Source organism: Gemmatimonas phototrophica, from assembly GCF_000695095.2.
GTDB classification, from domain to species: Bacteria; Gemmatimonadota; Gemmatimonadetes; order Gemmatimonadales; family Gemmatimonadaceae; genus Gemmatimonas; species Gemmatimonas phototrophica.
The window spans coordinates 2,983,375-3,001,141 of the sequence record NZ_CP011454.1 but is presented as its reverse complement, the minus strand read 5'-3'; the positions used below and the strand labels follow the sequence as shown (position 1 = coordinate 3,001,141).

The window sequence follows — 17,767 nt, the reverse complement described above, 5'->3', positions numbered from 1 at the left end:
GATGCAGTCGATGCTCCGTTCGTTGTCCCGAATCGCTTGTCTGTTGTTGCTGGCTGTCGCGCCTCTGACGGTGCGCGCACAGGAGCACGCGGCTTCCACCGAGCATGTGGCCACTACGGCCAGCGACGCGCCGGTGGATTTCATCACGCCGCACATCACCGACAGTCGCCATCTCGAAATTCCCTGGCCCAATTCGCATCTGGCCAAGGAAATCCCGTTGCCGCAGTTCGCCCCGATTCATATCGGAGGGGTGACGCTCGACCTGTCGCCCACGAAGCATGTGGTCTTCATGCTGATGGCGGCGGTGGTGGTGGCGCTGCTGCTCATTGTTGCCGGCAATGCCTCGCAGAAGCAGCATGCCGCCAAGGGGCGCTCCAGCGGCTTTGCCGGGGCCATCGAGGCCATGGCGCTCTACCTGCGCAACGAGGTGGTGCTGCCCAACGTCGGCCATCACGGCGAAGGCTTCGTGCCCTTCGCGTTGACGCTGTTCTTCTTCATTCTGGTCTGCAACCTGTTCGGCATGCTTCCGTGGGGCGCCACTGCCACCGGAAACATCTCGGTGACCGCGACGCTTGCCATCATCACTGCAATCGTGGTGGAAGTGGCGGGTGTGCGCGCCAACGGGCTGGGCTACCTGAATACGATCTTCTACTGGAACAAGGATCTGCCGTTTGTCATGCGCGTCCTGATGTTCATCGTCATGTCGCCGGTCGAAATGGTAGGCAAGCTGTCCAAGCCCTTCGCGCTCACGATTCGTTTGTTCGCCAACATGACGGCCGGACACATCGTGTTGCTCGCCATCATGGGGCTGATCTTCTCGTTCAAGAGCTGGTTCATCACGCCCGTGCCGGTGCTCATGGCAACCGCCATCAGCATGCTCGAACTGTTCGTCGCGTTTCTGCAGGCGTTCATCTTCACGCTGCTCGCCAGTGTGTTCATCGGGCAGATTCGCGAAGCGCACCACTAGAAGCAGTTTCGAGGTTTTGAAGCAGGTGGCTGCAGGTCTCCCACTGCATCCACCAGTAGCCGGTCGAGCGACCGGTGATCTCCGCTGAACCTTCGGGCTCGCTGGCGGAAACGCGGACCAGAGTGTCCGTCGGGAGTGCGGTACCACTACGACTTTCTTTTTGGAGTTATACGATGGAAATCATGGGTCTCCTCCAGGCCGCCGCTCCGGTGGTGCAGGATCCGAAGGGTTTGGCGATGATCGGCGCCGGCATTGCCGCCGGTGGCGCCGTGATCGGCGCTGGCATGGGTATCGGCCGCATCGGTGGTTCGGCTGTGGAAGGCATGGCGCGTCAGCCCGAAGCCGCTGGCAAGATCCAGACGGCCGCGCTCATCCTGGCCGCCCTCATTGAAGGCGCCGCGCTGTTCGGCGTCGTGATCGGCTATTCGATCCAGGGCAAGATCACGTTCTGATGTGTTCGCGCGCGGGGCGTCCATCCGGGCGCCCCGCCGCACTCTCTTTTCTTCGTGGACTCTTCCATGTTCGCTCTTTCCGCTCGCCGTGCCGGCGTGCTTGCTGCAGCCCTGATGATCTCCGCCACCCCCGCGCTGGCTTCCGAAGCCGCCGGAGGTCCGGTCGACCTGCTCGCGCCGGCGACCGGCGTGATGGCGTGGACGCTGATCATCTTCCTGCTCCTGCTGTTCGTGCTCTCCAAGTTCGCCTTCAAGCCGCTCTTCGCTGCCGTTGAAGCACGCGAAAAGGCACTCGAAGACGCCATTGAGGGCGCCAAGCGCGATCGCGCTGAAACCGAGCAGGCGCTCGCCCAGCAGCGGGCACAGCTCGAAGCCGCTCGCAACGAAGCGCAGCAGATCATCGCCGAAAGCCGTGCCACGGCCGAGAAGATGCGCACCGACCTGCTCGCGCAGACCAAGCAGCAGCAGGAAGAGATGATCGAGCAGGCGCGCCGCACCATCGAGGGCGAGAAGTCGGCCGCCATTGCCGACCTCCGTCGTGAGGCGGTTGATCTGGCCATCGCCGGCGCCTCGCGGGTCATTGAGCAGAACCTCGATTCGACGGGCAACCGTCAGATCGTGGAGAGCTTCCTCGCATCGCTCGACGGCAAGGCGGCTCGCTGATGCCCGCCGGCGTGCAGGGCGAATCGGTCGCCCGTAATTACGCCGAGGCGTTGCTGGCCCTCGCCCGCAAGGCTGAAGATCCGGCTGGCTGGGGGAGCCTGCTCCGGCAGGTGGCCAACGCCATCCGTTCGGACAACACCCTGTCCCGCTTCCTCGAGTCGCCGCGCATCGCCGCCGACGCCAAGTCGGCGGTGCTCAGCAAGGCGCTTGGCGATCGGGTGCCTCGCCTGTTCCTGCGCTTCCTGCAGCAGCTGGTAAAGAACCGTCGCCAGATGCTCATTCCGACCATCGCCAACGAATACGACACGCTGCTCGATGCCTCCGAAGGCATTGTGCATGCCACGGTCACCGTGGCGCGGGCCACCGGCGAGGAAGAGACGGCCATGATTGGCGAACGGCTCTCCAAGGTGGTTGGAAAGAAGGTCGTGCCGCACGTGTCGGTCGATCCCTCCATCATTGGTGGCGTCGTCGTCCGTATCGGCGATACCGTCATGGATGGGTCGGTTCGTCGCAAGCTGGCCAAGCTGCGGCGTCGCATGGGTACCGGCCGCGCCTGAGTGCGCCTGTTTCACGTGACACCAGCAACGGGGAGTGCCTCACCACCGGTGACGCACTCCCCGTTGTGCATGACACGCTCGCGTGAAACGCCCCGCGCCTGGCAGGCGGCGTTGGCGGCGCTCGCCTTCGTCGCGCTGTCCGGGGCGACGTTGGCGGCCCAGGGCCCCAAGCTCCCGAATCAGGGCCCCACGGCGCCGCGAGTTCCGGTCAAGGCCAGCAGCACCCCGCCAACAAACACGCCGCGGCAATACTGGCAGCAACGCGCAGACTACACGATCTTCGCCCGCCTCAATGAGGACAAAGGGCTTGTGGAGGGCAGCGGTGTCCTGCACTACGTCAATGCCAGCCCCGATACGCTGCGCGAATTGTGGCTCCATCAGCACCTCAATGCGTTCCGGCCGGGGTCGCGCTGGAGCGCACGCGATTCGGCGCAGGGGGTCAACAGCTATCAGGCCGTTGGCGAGCCAGATGGCGGGTTCGAGCGGTTCACGGCTGCCCCGCGCATTGGCCGCAGTGTACTGACCCCCGAGTATCCGCTGGCCCCCGACAGCACGGTGGTGCGCCTTGCGCTCCCGCGCCCGCTCCGGCCCGGTGACTCGCTCGATCTCACTCTGCAGTGGGAAGCCCGACCGTCTACGCTTCCGCGTCGGCAAGGGCGCCGGGGACGGCACTACGACTTCGCGCAGTGGTTTCCCAAGGTGGCCGTGTATGACCGGGAGGGATGGAAACCCAATGCCCTGGTCCGTCAGGGAGAGCTGTACGGGGAGTTCGGTACGTTCGATGTGACATTTCTGCTCCCACTTGATCAGGTCATCGCCGCCACCGGCGTCCCGATTGATGGCGATCCCGGATGGGAGCGCGTGAAGGTCCCCGGGAGCGCCGCCCCGCGCCTCGCGCGCGAGGCGTACGGGGCCGATCGCCCTCCCATCACCTTTGAACTGCCGGCAGGCTTTCGCGCGGTGCGCTTTCTCGCCCGGCAGGTGCACCATTTCGGCTGGAGCGTGTCGCCGGAGTATCGCTACGAAGGCGCGTCCTGGGTGCGGCCGGCTACGCGAGCGTCGCAAGGCCGGCGAGGCGCCGATACCGTCTCGTTGCATGTGCTGCATGAGCGGTGGCAACCCGGACGAACGCTGGCCGATCTCCGACATGCGCTCCAGTGGTTGGAGTCGCTCTTTGGGCCCTATCTCTGGCCTCAGCTGACGGTGGCCGAACGGATCGAGGGTAGTGGGACGGAATTCCCGATGCTCATCATGGATGGGGAAGAAGACCGATCGCTGGTTGTGCATGAAGCCGGTCACCAGTTCACCTATGGCATGCTGGCCAACAACGAGTGGCAGAGTGCGTGGATGGACGAAGGTTTTACGACGTATTCGGAGTATTGGGCGAAAGGGGAGGCCCGCGTGCCACTGGCGCTGGAACGGGCAGCCCATGGCTGGGCCGATCCGGTCACCGTTACCGACACCGCGTTCCGCCGCCGCATGGCGGCCGTGGAGGCGCTTACCGTCGCGATTGAGGCGCCCACCAGCAATCAGCCGGCCCCGCCGATCGGCCTGCGCGCCGACCTCTTTGCCAGCAAGGATGAATACGACGCCGTGGTGTATGACCGCGCCGCTGGCATGTATTCGGCACTACACGACGTCATGGGGGACACCGTGTTCCGCCGATTCTTGCGGGAATACACGGACCGCTGGCGCTTTCGACATGTTGACCGGTTCGCCATGCAGCAGGCCGCGGAGGCTGTGACCGGAGCCTCGTTGGGCTGGTTCTTCGGGCAGTGGATCGATTCTACCGGTACGATCGACTACCGCCTGGATTCGCTTTCCGTGACGCCCCGCCGTCGCGGGCGCGACAGCCTTTGGGTGGTCACGGTGCAGTTACAGCGCCACGGCGTGTATCGTCATCCGGTACCGGTTGGCGTGCAAACAGCCGCCGGGTGGACGGTAGTGCGCGGCAATCCGGCGTTGGATCGTCAGACGCTCCGATTCGAACTCCGCGCACGCCCTGTGCAGCTGTGGCTGGACCCGTTTGGTTCGGTGGAAAGCCTCACCACGGGGCAGTCTCGCTTTTCCCTGCCGCTACGATAAACCCGGGCCCAAGCCCGTCATTTCACGAATGAGGAACTGCCGATGAGTGGTCGTGTTGATGTCCGTCACGTACCCAAGCCGTGGGGACACGAAACCATCTGGGCGCATACCGACCGCTACGTTGGCAAGATTCTGCACATCAAGGCCGGTCAGGCGCTGTCGGTGCAGTACCACGAACGCAAAGACGAAACCGTGTACCTGCTGAACGGCGAGATGAAGTACTGGGTGCAGCTTCCGGGCGATACGGAGTTGCGTGATCAGGCCCTCAGTACGGGGCAAGCGTTCCGCATCACGCCGGGCACGATCCACTACATGGAGGCGGTCACCGACTGCGATGTCCTGGAGGCCAGCACGCCTGAGCTGGACGATGTGGTGCGCATCAAGGACCGCTACGGCCGCGAAGGGACCAGCGCCCCCTGAATTCCGCACGGCAATTCGTGATTTTTTCGACGGCGACGCCCTTCCCACAGGGTGTCGCCGTTCTGCATTTTGCGAGGATCCCACCGTAGCGCCCAGTACTCACTCACCCGGTACTTGCAATGAAGGTCATCATCCCGCTGGCCGGCAAAGGCACGCGTCTTCGCCCGCATACGCATGTGGTGCCCAAGCCCATGCTCAAAGTGGCCGGCCGGCCGGTCATGAGCTATGTGATGGACGATGTCCAGAAGCTCGGGAATGTGGAGCAAGTGGTCTACATCACCGGCCACCTCAAGGAAAAGGTGGAGGCCTTCGCTCCCACCGCCTACGACATCCCGAGTGTGTTCATTGAACAGGATGTACAGGACGGGACCGCCGGGGCCGTCGCGCGCGCGAAGGATTTTATCGATGCGCCGGTCCTGATCATTTTCGTCGATACCATTTTTGATGCCGACCTGAGCATCCTGAAGGACAGCCAGGACGACGGCATCATCTGGACGAAAGAAGTAGAGGATTATCAGCGCTTCGGTGTGGTGGTGACCAACGAAGACGGGCACATGACGCGCATTGTGGAGAAGCCCAAAGAGCCCATCTCCAAGCGCGCGAACATCGGCCTGTATTACATCCGCAACTGGAAGCTGTTGCTGGAAGGCATTGCCCACGTGTTGACCACGGCGCCCAACAAGGGCGAGTGGTACCTCACCGACGCCTTCCAGTACATGATCGAGCACGGCGCCAAAATCAAAGTGGTGGACGTGGACGGCTGGTATGACGCTGGTCAGCTTGAAACACTGCTGGAAACGAATCGCGTCATGCTCGACAAGGGGCGCGCTCGCAAGCCGGCCTCTTTGGGTGAAGGGGCCACGATTGTTGAGCCGGTCTATATCGAAGAAGGCTGTGTGGTTGAGCATGCCACCGTGGGGCCGAACGTGTCGCTGGGAGCTGGCAGCGTGGTGCGCCACAGCACGGTACGGGACACCGTGGCCGGTGAGCGCGTGACCATCACCAATGCCTCGCTGCATGACTGCTTTCTCGGCGACCGTGTGGTAGTGCAGGGCGTGTCCGGCAGCCTCAACATCGGCGACGACTCTTACATTCAGGGTGAAGGATGAGCGACCATCGTTCTCCGCTCTCCCGTCGTGATCTGCTGACCGGTGCCGCGGCGGCCGCCGCGGCGGCCGTCACCGCGACGCCGGCGCGCCTCCTGGCCAGCACCAGCGACTGGCGGGTGGATCTCATGGCCCCCACGTGGGCGGGCAACGGGTCCATGCTCGGCATGCCCTTCGAGAAACACGCCACGGTGCGCTTCGCCGTTGTCGGCACCGGATTGCGCGGGCGCAGTGTGCTGAGCGAGTTGCTGGCAATTGAAGGCGTCGAAATCGTGGCCGTGGCGGACATTGCCCCCGAGAAGGCGCAGCGGGCCGTGGACATGTGTACCAAGGCGGGTCGCAAGGCGCCCGAGGTCTACACCAGCGGCGAGCGTGACTTTGAGCGGCTGGTACAGCGCAACGACGTGGATTTCGTGTACACCGCCACCCCGTGGCAATGGCACACGCCCGTGATGCTTGCCGCCATGAAGGCTGGCAAGCACTGCGGCAGTGAGGTGCCTATCTCGCTCACCACCGAGCAGGCATGGGAACTGGTGGAGACGTCGGAGAAGACGAAACGCCACTGTCTCATGATGGAAAACTGCTGCTACGGTAACAGCGAGCTCACGGTGTTGCGCATGGTGCGCGAAGGGGTGTTTGGCACGTTGCTGCACGCCGAGGCGGCGTACTTGCATGACCTGCGCGCCATTCTGTTCGAGAATCGCGACGAAGGGCTCTGGCGCCGGTTCCCGCACACGCAGCACGACACCAACCTGTACCCCACCCACGGGCTGGGGCCGGTGGCGCAGTACCTGGGCATTCATCGCGGCGACCGTTTCGACTTTGTCGTATCGATGTCGTCGCCGGAGGCGGGGCTTACCGAGTGGCGTGACGCCCACGAGCCCAAGGACAGCGCGAAGTGGAAGGAGAGCTACAAGGCCGGTGACATGAATACGTCACTCATCAAGACGGCCAAGGGGCGCACCATCCTGCTGCAGCATGACGTGGTGAATCCGCGTCCGTACTCGCGGCTCAACAACCTGCAGGGCTCCAAAGCCATCTTCAACGACTATCCGGCGCGCCTCTACATCGATGGGGCTCCCGGTGGTGAACGATGGACCCCGCTCAGCGAGTTCAAGGGCAAGTACGAGCACCCGCTCTGGACGGCGGTGGGCGACCTGGCTCGCAAGAACGGCGGGCATGGCGGTATGGACTTCATCATGGCGTACCGGTTGGTGCAGTGCATGCGCGAAGGGCTGGCGCCGGACTTCGATGTGTACGACGCCGCCGCGTGGAGCGTGCCGTATGCGCTCTGCGAGCAGTCGATTCGCAAAGGCAGTGCGCCCGTCAAGTTCCCCGACTTTACGCGTGGGGCGTGGCGTACCAGTACGGCACCGCAAGGGCCGTCCATCGCGGCCGGCTAACGCTACGGTGCGTCACGCTCCGCTGTGGAATCGGTGATTCGTACCGCCGTCATCATGGCTCGCGGGTTGGGTACCCGGATGCGCCGCACTGATGCTGCTGCCGCCCTTGATGCATCGCAGGCAGCCGCGGCAGAGAGCGGTGTGAAGGGGATGATTCCCATCAAGCGTCCGTTTCTGGAGTATGTGATCTCCGCCCTGGCGGATGCGGGGCTGGACGACATTGTGCTTGTGATCGGACCGGAGCACGATGCCATTCGGGCGCATTTCATGCAGCGCGCGGCGCCCGAGCGAGTACGCATCCGCTATGCCGTGCAGGATGCGCCCATCGGTACCGCCAACGCGATCGCCACCGCTGCGGAGGTCGTTGGGCCCGTACCGTTCCTGGCACTCAATGCCGACAACTACTATCCGGCGGAGGCGTTTCGCGCCCTCGCCGCCGAAGACAGTGCCGGCACCGTGGCCTTCGATCGCGATGCATTGGTGCGTGAGGGGAACATCAATGCCGAGCGAGTACGTGCCTTTGCGGTTCTCACGGTAGACGCCAGTGGGTTGCTCACCGGCATCGTGGAAAAGCCGGGTGATTCCCTCGATCTCACCAGCGAGGCGGCGCGGTGGGTGGGGATGAATCTCTGGGCCATTACGCCAGAGATTGTTGCGGCCTGTCATCGTGTCCCCCTGTCGGCGCGCGGTGAATACGAACTGCCGGAGGCTGTGGGGCTGGCGGTGCGGGAAGGCGTGCCGGTTCGTGCCGTGCGCATGGCGGCACCGGTCCTGGATCTGTCGCAACGCTCGGATATCGCGTCCGTCGTGGAGCGCCTGTCGACCGTTGAGCCGCGGCTCTGACGTGACCACACGCTTCGTGCGGCAGCGGTTGACCGACGCGGCGTTTCCGCCGCTGGTGGCCGACGCCTATCGCTCGTTGCTGCGTGACGCCCATCAGGCACTGGACGAGGGGGAGGTCCCGTCGTCGGAGCGCCGGGTGTGGATCGTGCCCGGTCGCATTGAGGTTCTCGGCAAGCACGTGGACTACGCCGGCGGGCGTTCGCTGTTGTGCACCGTGGAGCGCGGCATCGTCATCGTGGCACGACGCCGGGACGACCGTCAGGTGGTGTTGCGTGACGCGCGTCGTCGCGAAGCCATGGCGCTCTCGCTGGATTCCACCGCGCGCGGTTCCATTCCGTGGGCCATCTATCCGCGCACGGTCATCAACCGGCTCGTGCGCAACTTTGGCGCCAGCATGCAGGGCGCGGATGTCGCATTGGCGAGCAACCTCCCACCCGCCGCGGGCGTGTCCAGCTCCAGCGCGCTGACCGTCGGACTCACTCTGGCGTTCACGGCACTCAACGCGCTTGACACGCATCCACTGTTTCAGGAAGCACTGCCCGATCGGGCCGCGCTGGCCGGCTATGTGGGCGCGCTCGAAAACGGGATGAACTTCGGCGTGCTGACCGGAGAAAAGGGGGTGGGCACCATGGGCGGCGCCCAGGACCAGACTGCCATCCTCTGCTCAGAGCGTACCCGGCTTGAGCAGTTTTCCTGGGCGCCTGTCCATTTCGAACGAACCGTGACATGGCCGGCAACACACACGTTTGTGGTGGGAGTGAGCGGCGTAGTCGCCGCCAAAACCGGGGCGGCCAAGGAACGGTACAATCGGGCAGCGCGTACGGCCCATCGGTTGGTGGCGGCGTGGAATGCCACCACCACCACGCCTGTGCACACCCTGCGCGATGCCTTTTTCGCTGCGACCGGTGACGAGCCGCTGGTCGAAATTCCGGACTCGCTGCGGGCCGCGGCGGAACGCGCGGCCGACGCGGAGTTCTCGGCGGGGCACCTTGTGGGGCGTCTCGGACAATTCTTTGACGAGACATTCGTCATCGTGCCGCAGGCCGCCGACGCATTGCAGCGTGAGGATTTCACGGAGTTCGGGCGTCTGGTGGATAAATCACAGGCCGGCGCTGAACGGGCCCTCGAAAATCAGATCGCCGAAACGGTGCATTTGCAGCGCTACGCCAGGGAGTTGGGAGCGACGGCGGCCAGTGCATTCGGGGCAGGATTTGGTGGCGCTGTGTGGGCCATGGTCCCCACCGTAGACGCCGAACGCTTTGCCGCCAAATGGCGCGAACGCTATTTGCGCGTGCACCACAGTGCATCACACCGATCGCTGTTCTTCACGACATCGCCCAGTCCCCCCGCGTTCGAACTGCTGGACGACTGAGCCTACGTAGCGGTCCGGGTTACGCCGCCACCGCGAGCACTACACGCAACAGACGCTCCAACCCGCGCGCACCGTGTGTGTCGTCGTACCACTCGTTACTCGTGTGCGCTCCACCGCCGCTGCCACCGGCGCCAATGGCAATGGCCGGGATGCCGCGCGACAGCGGAATGTTGGCATCGGAAGACGCCACGGCCGATTGCGGCGTCGCCCCCACTTGCTCCGTCGCTCGGCACGCGGCCTGCACGAGTCGATGCTCGGCGGGGAGGCTGCCAGCCGGCCGATCGCCGAGTACCGTGAGTTCCGCGCGCAACGCAGACGGAGTGAGTTCGTGCACCAGACGCACGAGTTCCCGCCTTACCCGTTCTACGTGTTTCGCCGAGGTGCCGCGCAGGTCAACGTCCACCCAGGCGTGCTGCGGGATGGCGGTGAGGGATTCGCCGCCGTACATGCGCGTGATATGCACTACCGCCTCACGTGATCGTGCGTCACCAAGTCGTGTGGCGCGCGCAATGAAGTCACCCAGTACGTGAATAGGGTTGGCCGCGTTGGCGTGTGCCCAGCTGTGCCCACCGTGTCCGTGTATGGTCACTCGCAGCCGATGCGAACCGACGGCGTGATGGACAATGGTGTCGTCTCCCGGTCCGTCTATGGCGATGGCGGCACACGGGACGAGGCCCGCTAGAGCAGCCGTGTCAAACCAGGCCCGCGCACCGCGCAAGTTTCCCTCACCTTCTTCTCCCACCGTGGCGATCAGGTGGACCGGGCGACGCAATCGATCGCGGATGGGGGGCAGTTGCAGCACGCGGGCGAGGGTGATCAACCCCGCGAGGCCACGGCCGTTGTCGCTGATCCCTGGTGCCTGCGCATGCTGCGCGGTGCCGAAAACGGTGACGGGTTGGGAGAGGTCGGGGGCAATGGCATAGACGGAATCCAGATGGGCCATGCACACGACGGGGGGCTGCACATCCGCCTCGGAGGGAGGTGCGACCAGACTGCAGATATTCCCGGCCTCATCCATGATGGCTTGGCCATTGCCCTCGTGAGATAGTGCCTGTTGCACCGCACGGCCTCGGGTACTTTCGTTCCCGGTAGGGGCCGGGATCGCAGCCAGCGCCTTTTGCATCTGAAACGTCCACGACTGCTGTGCCCGTATCTCGGCACACGCGGCGGCAATCCACTCTTCATCCGCCGCCAAATGCGGTGGGAGCCCGGTCCGTGGCTGCTCCGTCATCCGACGATTCTCACGCCACATCGTGGCGCCCACGCGGGAACGTGCTGGCGCTGGCGGCCGTGAGTTTCCTGACTGACGCGTCGAGTGAAATCATCGCCCCGCTGCTCCCGCTGTTTCTGGTGGGCACGCTGGGGACCTCGGTGCGCATGGTGGGGCTGATTGAAGGGGCCGCTGAGGCAGTGGCGGCGGTGCTGAAAGTGGCCAGTGGATGGTGGTCTGACCGGGTCGCCCGGCGCAAGCCACTGATCGTGGCCGGTTATACCGTCGCATCACTGGTCCGGCCGCTGGTGGCGGTGGCCCAGTCCGGCACGCAGGTCCTGGCGATCCGGTTGGTGGATCGTGTGGGGAAAGGCATTCGCGGCGCCCCTCGCGACGCGTTGCTGGCCGCGGCCGTGCCAGCATCCCTTCGTGGCAGGGCGTTCGGCTTTCACCGGGCGGCCGACCATGCCGGCGCAGTCGTGGGGCCACTCATTGCGCTCGTATGCTTGCACGCGCTGGGGCTGACGGTGCGCCAGCTGTTCTGGGTGGCCGCCATTCCCGGTGCTCTGGCTGTGCTGGTCGCGGTGCTGTTCGTGAAAGAGCCCCCGCGGATCGTTCCCGCCCGCACGGCGCGCGACAGCGGTGCAACGGCGGCAGCCGTCGCCACCCCTCCGTTGCCGCGCAGCTATTGGCGTGGGATCGCCCCGATGGTGCTGTTCACCCTTGGGAATTCCACCGACGCCTTTCTGCTGCTGCGCGCGTCGCAGTTGGGAGTGGCCACCTCGCTCATTCCCCTGCTGTGGGTGGCCATGCACCTGGTCAAGAGTGCGTCCAGTACGCCGGGGGGCGCCTTATCCGATCGAATTGGACGTCGGCCCCTGATCGTGGCCGGCTGGGCGCTCTACGCGGCCGTCTACGCCGGTTTTGCGCTTGCCGAGGCCCCATGGCATGCCTGGGCACTGTTCGCCGTGTACGGGGCCGTGTTCGGCCTGTCGGAAGGGGCTGAGAAGGCCATGGTGGCCGATCTCGTACAGCCGGCGCAGCGCGGGACTGCCTTTGGATGGTACCACGGGGTCCTCGGGCTGGCCGCGCTCCCGGCCAGCGTCGTTTTCGGTGCGGTCTGGGATGCCTATGGGAGCGCGACCGCGTTCGGAATGGGGGCCGCGCTGGCGCTGGTGGCAGCCGCATGGCTTTCACTGACCCCCAGACCGTCCGCCGCTAACGCTTCGCCTTGACCCCGTTGGCGCCAATCGTCCGCTCAAACAGTTCGTAAATGCGACGGTACTCATCGGTCCACGAATCCGGTCGCACGAAGCCGTGATCTTCCACGGGATAGACCGCGAGCTCCCACCCCGGCTTGCCCAGCTCAATGAGCCGCTGCGACAGTCGGACAATATCCTGGAAGTGCACGTTGGTGTCCACCATGCCGTGCGCCATCAGCAGCGGGTCCTCCAGACCACTGGCAAAAAAGATCGGCGACGACCGCCGGTAGGCCAGCGTGTCGCCCTGCGGCAGGTTCAGAATGCCGCCGGTGTACCCGTGGTTGTAGTGCGACCAGTCGGTCACACTGCGCAACGCGGCGCCGGCGCCGAAAGACTTGGGGGCCGTGAACAGCGCCATGAGCGTCATGAAGCCGCCATAGCTGCCACCATACATGCCCACGCGTTCGGGGTCGATGCCGAACTGCGCGTTGAGATACCTGGAGGCGTCCACCTGATCCTGCAGATCGCGGCCCCCCATCCAGCGATAGATCGCCGTGCGCCAATCGCGGCCGTAGCCGGCGCTCGCCCTATAGTCCACATCCAGCACGACGTAGCCTTTGCTCGCGAGGTACTGATTGAACAGATACTCGCGACCGTAGCTGCTCCAGAAATCATGCACGTTGTGCATGTAGCCGGCACCATGCACGAAGATGACCGCCGCGCCATTGGGCTGGGCGCCCATATCCTGCGGTCGGTAAATGCGCGCCGGTACCTGAACGCCATCGCTGGCGGGGATCTTCACGATCGATGGCTTGAGCCACGTGCGTGAGCGGAACGCCTCCGACGTGCTCGTGGTCAGTCGCGTCATCCCCTCTCCCGATGCCGCCGCGACATACAACTCTGGAGGCAGGTTGCTGGCGGAATACAGGTCGGCAAAGCGCTTGCCGTCGGGGCTCATGACAATGCCGTGCCCTCCGTGTTCCCGCGTCACCTTGGTACGCGTACCGCCCGTGACCGCCATACGGTAGGCGTGCCGGACAAACGGCGATTCCTCGCTGGTGTGCAGCAGGAACGTCGCCCCGTCCGGCAACAGTTCCGCGCGCTCCACTTCCCACGGCCCGCTGGTCAACGTCTGCCGATCGCTGCCATCGCGGTTCACCGAATACAGATGCGCGTACCCGCTGGCTTCGCTGGCGTACCACACGCGTCCGTTGGGAAGCCATCCCATGCATCCGCCACACGGGCCTCCCACCCAAGCGCTGTCGTTCAGCGCTTCCACGACGCGCACCACGCCGCTGTCCGCGATGGTGCTGAGATACCGCCACTTGAAGTCGGGGGTATAGCCCGCCAGCAGTCCGGCCGACCCGTCGTCACTCCAGCTCAAAAAGCGCACCTGCGACGCCACACGGCTGCTATCGCCGTTGATGACCCAGAGCGGCTGCAAGACGCCGGTGGCCAGCGTGAGTCGATACGCGCGGAACTGCGCCATCGCATCGCCGACCTTGGTGCGTGACGGAATATCCTCGGTAAATCCGCTGCCGGTCACGTAGTTGGGCACGATCGTCTGGCGCGGTGTTCCCGGCGGCGTGTTCACGGTCAGCACGATGGCCGAACGAAGTGACGGCGAAACACTGAGCATGGCGAGTCGCTGCCCCGTCGGCAGATACACCGCGGGCAACGCACGCTCCAGGGCGGCCTTGCGTTGTGCTGCGCGGAGCGAGTCGGCACGACGCTGGTCCCGAACGACCTCGAACAATTCGCGCTGCTGCCGCTCAAGCGCACCGCGCATGCCGGTCGCGGGCACGGAATCCCGCGGGGCAGGGCCCGACCGGACGTCGGTCAGTTGCCGGATGGCACCCGTCGCGAGCGTGAGCGCGAACGCATTGCCATCGCGAATGAACAGCAGCTGCTGTTCGTCCGCGCTGAATCGCGGGTCGCCCTCGGCTGCCACCGTCTCGGTAAGTCGCCGCACTGCGCCGGTTGCCGTCGTCACCAAATACAGATCGCCCCGCGCCGACACTGCGCGCTGACGACGGTTTCTCGTGAGCGGTCCGTCCGCCAGCGAAGCCGCGACACTGTCCATGTGGGCATCCGTGACTTCCGTGGGCAACGCACCCGCGGCGGGCTGCACACGATAGGGGCGCAGGGGGGCATCCCAGGCAGCGCCCGCAGGGGCCCACTGGAAGTACAACCATTTTCCGTCGGCGCTCCATGCCACATTCTGCGGCTCGCGCCCGAAATGCTCAGGGCCGCGCATGATGTTGGCGATGGAAAAATCGAAGGCGGCTTGTGCAAGCAGCGGGGCAGGGGCAAACGCCACACACCCGGCGAGCACCCAGGACAGGGGCGCGCGCCGCGAGAGAGCAGGCAACATGACAGGAGAGGCTGGAATGGTCAGCAGCAGCGCGAGCCGGTGGCCTTGTAACGGGCCGTCAGCCGCTCGCGTTCGAACGTCTTCCGATCGAGTGGCGTGCACTCGGGGTAGCGCTGGCGCATGTGCGCCAGATAGTTCTCGTAATCCGGAACGCCAATCATTCGTCGCACCACGGCCGCGACGCGACGCAGGGTCGCCAGCCAGCGGCCACGCCCTGATGGCGTGGTGGGACCCGGAGTGCTCACGGAGTGGGCTGGATGCGCCATGGTGTAACGGCGAGGCGGGGAGCGTGATACGGCTGTGACGCCGTGGGCGGTGACTCGTACGGAGAGTGATGGAACGCTTTCCTTCGGAAAGATCTATCGCCGCCCGCCAGATTGCGAGCGTCCCGCCTTCTTTTGCGTGCCAATGCCCCCTGTCCGTGTCCTCGTGGTTGCCGGTCTGGCGGTTGCAGGTGCCCTGAGCGCCGCGACAGCGGCAACCGTCTACACCGCCACGCTCCCCACGCGTGACGCGCACGAGCGTGGCCAGGACGCACTCTGGGCCAGCGGTTGGAAGCTCTCGCCGCAGGCGCTCGTATCCCGTGCGGCCCAGCGTGATCTCCCGGCGTCCGAACGGCTGGCGACGTTGGAATACCTGGTCGCCGGGGCGTGCCTCGAACCACGGGAAATGCTCTTTGGCGCCAGTGCCTACCGGTGGACCCAACTGCACGCGGCGGCGGCGGTGTTACGGGATGTGCCGCAGCAGGCACACGCGCTGGCGCTGGCCCGGAGATCGCTCCAGCAGTTCTCTGCGGGTCCTGGCAAGGGTGCCGTTCGTGGAGACGACAAAAACTTCGGGGAGCACGTCGTACAGCTCGTGCTCCCCGATATCCTGCTGGAACGCGTTCAGCGTTGCCGAGCGCTCAGGCTCCCGTAAGCTGGGTTCGCACGAACGGGGTCTCGCTGCTCACCGCCGCCTTCCGGCCGCTGATGACCGCCAGCCACTCCGTGATGGAGGCGCTGAGAATGATCACGACCGACACGAGGAAGAACGCAGCCACGCCGGCGTCGAGCCGGTCGTTGAAGATCATGCGCTGCGCCGCTTCAACGGTCTTGATGTTCGCGGGCAGCGTACCGGACAGAATCTGCGATTGAATCAGTGAGGCGTGGCTCAGGAAGCCCAGCTTCGGGTCGGCCGAGAAGATCTTCGTGAGCCCGGCGGTCATGGTCACAATCACCAGCCACGCCATGGGGAGCAGCGTGACGAAGGCGTACTTCTGCTTGCCCATCTTGATGATGACCGTCGTGCCGACGCAGAGCGCCACCGTAGCCAGCAACTGATTCGAGATGCCGAAGAGCGGCCAGAGCGAATTGATACCTCCGAGTGGGTCGGTGACGCCCTGATACAGGAAGTACCCCCACATGGACACGAACACGGCGCTCGCAAAAATGCCGGCCGGATAACTCGACACCTTGCCGAGTGGCTTCCAGATATTGCCGAGCATGTCCTGGAGCATGAAGCGACCCACGCGCGTGCCGGCATCGAGCGTCGTGAGAATGAAAAGGGCCTCGAACATGATGGCGAAGTGGTACCACAGCGCCATCGTGGCCTCACCGCCCAACGCCTGTGAGAACAGGTGCGCCATGCCCACGGCGAGGCTGGGAGCACCACCCGTGCGTGACAGCAGTGAGCTCTCGCCAACCTGCTTGGCCAGCAATTCGAGCTCCATGGCCGTGATCGGTTTGAAGAGCGCCCAGTTGTTGATGGCGTCCGCTGCCGCCGTGGCCGTCGTGCCAATGACGCCAGCCGGCGAGTTGATGGCGAAATACACGCCCGGCGTGAGCACGCACGCCGCGATGAGCGCCATGATGGCGACCAGCGATTCGGTGAGCATGGATCCGTAGCCGATCAACCGCGCATCCGACTCCCGCTTGAGGATCTTGGGGGTAGTACCGGATGAGATGAGCGCGTGGAATCCGGAGATGGCGCCGCAGGCAATGGTCACGAACACGAACGGGAACAGCTTCCCGGCAAAGACCGGCCCGGTACCGTCCACGAACTTGGTGACGGCCGGCATTTCCAGCGGCGGCAGCACCCACAGAATGCCGACCGCCAAAGCAAGCACGACGCCCACCTTCACGAACGCCGACAGATAGTCGCGCGGGGCCAGCAGTAGCCACACCGGCAGCACCGAGGCGGCGAAGCCGTAGGCCATGACCAGCAACGACAGTGTGGTGCCGTCAAGCGTGAACACCGGCGCCCAGGTGGCCGACTCCGATACCCACTTGCCGGCGTAGAGCGAGACGCCCAGCAGCACCAGGCCGAACGCGGTGCTTTCCAGCACGGCGCCCGGACGGATGTAACGCATGTACAGTCCCATCAGCAGGGCGATGGGAATGGTGAGGCCGATGGTGACCGTGCCCCAGGGACTGTCGCGCAGGGCATTCACCACCACCAACGCCAGCACGGAGATGAGGATGATCATGATGCCGAGCACGGCCACGAGCGCTGTGGTCCCGGCTACCGTGCCGATCTCTTCCTTGGCCATTTGTCCCAGCGACTTGCCGTCCCGGCGCACGGACGCGCACAGAATGATGAAGTCCTGGACCGCCCCACCCAGCACCACGCCAACCAGAATCCATATGGCGCCGGGCAGGAAGCCGAACTGAGCCGCCAGCGTGGGCCCCACCAGCGGTCCCGGGCCGGCAATGGCGGCGAAGTGGTGGCCGAACACCACCCACTTGTTGGTCGGAACGAAATCTCGGCCGTCATCGAGCCGTTCGGCCGGGGTGGCCCGCTCCGGATCGAGCTTGAAGATGTCGTGGGAGATGATGCGGCTATAGAACCGATAGCCGATCAGGTAGGTGCAGATCGCGGCAGTGAGGAGCCAGGCGGCGCTAATCTGCTCGCCGCGATTGATGGCCACAAAGGCCATGGCACCCGCGCCGACGGCGGCCACGGCCAGCCAGGGGAGGAGTTTCAGCAGTCGAGACACGCGGAGGGGAAGAGGTGGGAACCGACGTGCCCATATGCGCTCCGGGACCGTGGCTTGTCAATGAACGCGCATCCGGCGAGGGGCGTTGTCTTCATTAGGACCGGTCGTTCCGATCCCCGCCGGGCGTGGAGGTGGC

General features: G+C 65.0%; 16 protein-coding genes. 12 read left to right on the top strand and 4 right to left on the bottom strand.

Going from position 1 to position 17,767, the window contains the following annotated elements; translation table 11 throughout:
* Positions 1 to 10 precede the first annotated feature (10 nt).
* The 10 genes from atpB (at position 11) to GEMMAAP_RS12680 (ending at position 9,868) form a co-directional block, all read left to right on the top strand.
* Positions 11 to 967, top strand: coding sequence for a F0F1 ATP synthase subunit A (gene atpB / locus GEMMAAP_RS12725; RefSeq protein WP_158514849.1), 957 nt, complete (start codon positions 11 to 13; stop codon positions 965 to 967).
* A gap of 182 nt (positions 968 to 1,149) precedes the next feature.
* Entirely contained in the window at positions 1,150 to 1,419 is a 270-nt protein-coding gene (gene atpE, locus GEMMAAP_RS12720) for an ATP synthase F0 subunit C (protein ID WP_202969225.1), read from the top strand.
* Positions 1,420 to 1,485: 66 nt separating this feature from the next.
* Positions 1,486 to 2,082: a F0F1 ATP synthase subunit B gene (atpF, locus tag GEMMAAP_RS12715; protein WP_082821293.1), complete on the top strand. Its 597-nt coding sequence runs from the start codon at positions 1,486 to 1,488 to the stop codon at positions 2,080 to 2,082.
* On the top strand, positions 2,082 to 2,639 hold the full coding sequence (locus tag GEMMAAP_RS12710) for a F0F1 ATP synthase subunit delta (protein ID WP_053334055.1): 558 nt from the start codon (positions 2,082 to 2,084) through the stop codon (positions 2,637 to 2,639). The genes atpF and GEMMAAP_RS12710 overlap by 1 nt, the downstream gene beginning before the upstream one ends.
* 69 nt (positions 2,640 to 2,708) lie before the next feature.
* Complete coding sequence (locus GEMMAAP_RS12705; protein ID WP_026849476.1) at positions 2,709 to 4,724, top strand: M1 family metallopeptidase; 2,016 nt, start codon at positions 2,709 to 2,711, stop codon at positions 4,722 to 4,724.
* 42 nt (positions 4,725 to 4,766) lie between these two features.
* Positions 4,767 to 5,144, top strand: coding sequence for a cupin domain-containing protein (locus GEMMAAP_RS12700; RefSeq protein WP_026849477.1), 378 nt, complete (start codon positions 4,767 to 4,769; stop codon positions 5,142 to 5,144).
* A gap of 119 nt (positions 5,145 to 5,263) precedes the next feature.
* Positions 5,264 to 6,253 carry a sugar phosphate nucleotidyltransferase gene (locus GEMMAAP_RS12695; RefSeq protein WP_026849478.1) on the top strand — a complete coding sequence of 330 codons (990 nt, stop codon included), beginning with the start codon at positions 5,264 to 5,266 and terminating at the stop codon, positions 6,251 to 6,253.
* On the top strand, positions 6,250 to 7,653 hold the full coding sequence (locus GEMMAAP_RS12690) for a Gfo/Idh/MocA family protein (RefSeq protein ID WP_026849479.1): 1,404 nt from the start codon (positions 6,250 to 6,252) through the stop codon (positions 7,651 to 7,653). Before GEMMAAP_RS12695 ends, GEMMAAP_RS12690 begins: the two co-directional genes overlap by 4 nt.
* Before the next feature lie 33 nt (positions 7,654 to 7,686).
* Positions 7,687 to 8,496 carry a nucleotidyltransferase family protein gene (locus GEMMAAP_RS12685; RefSeq protein ID WP_202969129.1) on the top strand — a complete coding sequence of 270 codons (810 nt, stop codon included), beginning with the start codon at positions 7,687 to 7,689 and terminating at the stop codon, positions 8,494 to 8,496.
* Position 8,497: 1 nt separating this feature from the next.
* On the top strand, positions 8,498 to 9,868 hold the full coding sequence (locus GEMMAAP_RS12680) for a galactokinase family protein (RefSeq protein WP_053334056.1): 1,371 nt from the start codon (positions 8,498 to 8,500) through the stop codon (positions 9,866 to 9,868).
* Positions 9,869 to 9,887: 19 nt separating this feature from the next.
* Here GEMMAAP_RS12680 and GEMMAAP_RS12675 read toward each other — a convergent pair whose 3' ends face one another.
* A complete protein-coding gene (locus GEMMAAP_RS12675; protein ID WP_075071508.1) occupies positions 9,888 to 11,099 on the bottom strand; it encodes a M20/M25/M40 family metallo-hydrolase in 1,212 nt (403 codons plus the stop codon).
* On the opposite strand from GEMMAAP_RS12675, the gene GEMMAAP_RS12670 reads away from it, so the two are divergent.
* Positions 11,084 to 12,313, top strand: coding sequence for an MFS transporter (locus GEMMAAP_RS12670; RefSeq protein ID WP_053334058.1), 1,230 nt, complete (start codon positions 11,084 to 11,086; stop codon positions 12,311 to 12,313). The two genes, GEMMAAP_RS12675 and GEMMAAP_RS12670, sit on opposite strands and share 16 nt — an antisense overlap.
* Here the strand turns inward: GEMMAAP_RS12670 and GEMMAAP_RS12665 are convergent.
* Entirely contained in the window at positions 12,297 to 14,654 is a 2,358-nt protein-coding gene (locus GEMMAAP_RS12665) for a prolyl oligopeptidase family serine peptidase (protein ID WP_053334059.1), read from the bottom strand. The genes GEMMAAP_RS12670 and GEMMAAP_RS12665 overlap by 17 nt on opposite strands.
* Before the next feature lie 20 nt (positions 14,655 to 14,674).
* Complete coding sequence (locus GEMMAAP_RS12660) at positions 14,675 to 14,899, bottom strand: YbdD/YjiX family protein (RefSeq protein ID WP_202969128.1); 225 nt, start codon at positions 14,897 to 14,899, stop codon at positions 14,675 to 14,677.
* A gap of 163 nt (positions 14,900 to 15,062) precedes the next feature.
* Between GEMMAAP_RS12660 and GEMMAAP_RS12655 the strand changes: the two genes are divergently transcribed.
* Positions 15,063 to 15,572, top strand: coding sequence for a hypothetical protein (locus tag GEMMAAP_RS12655; protein WP_026849484.1), 510 nt, complete (start codon positions 15,063 to 15,065; stop codon positions 15,570 to 15,572).
* Here the strand turns inward: GEMMAAP_RS12655 and GEMMAAP_RS12650 are convergent.
* Positions 15,559 to 17,571, bottom strand: a complete 2,013-nt coding sequence (locus tag GEMMAAP_RS12650; protein ID WP_082821571.1) for a carbon starvation CstA family protein — start codon at positions 17,569 to 17,571, stop codon at positions 15,559 to 15,561. The two genes, GEMMAAP_RS12655 and GEMMAAP_RS12650, sit on opposite strands and share 14 nt — an antisense overlap.
* Positions 17,572 to 17,767: the final 196 nt, after the last annotated feature.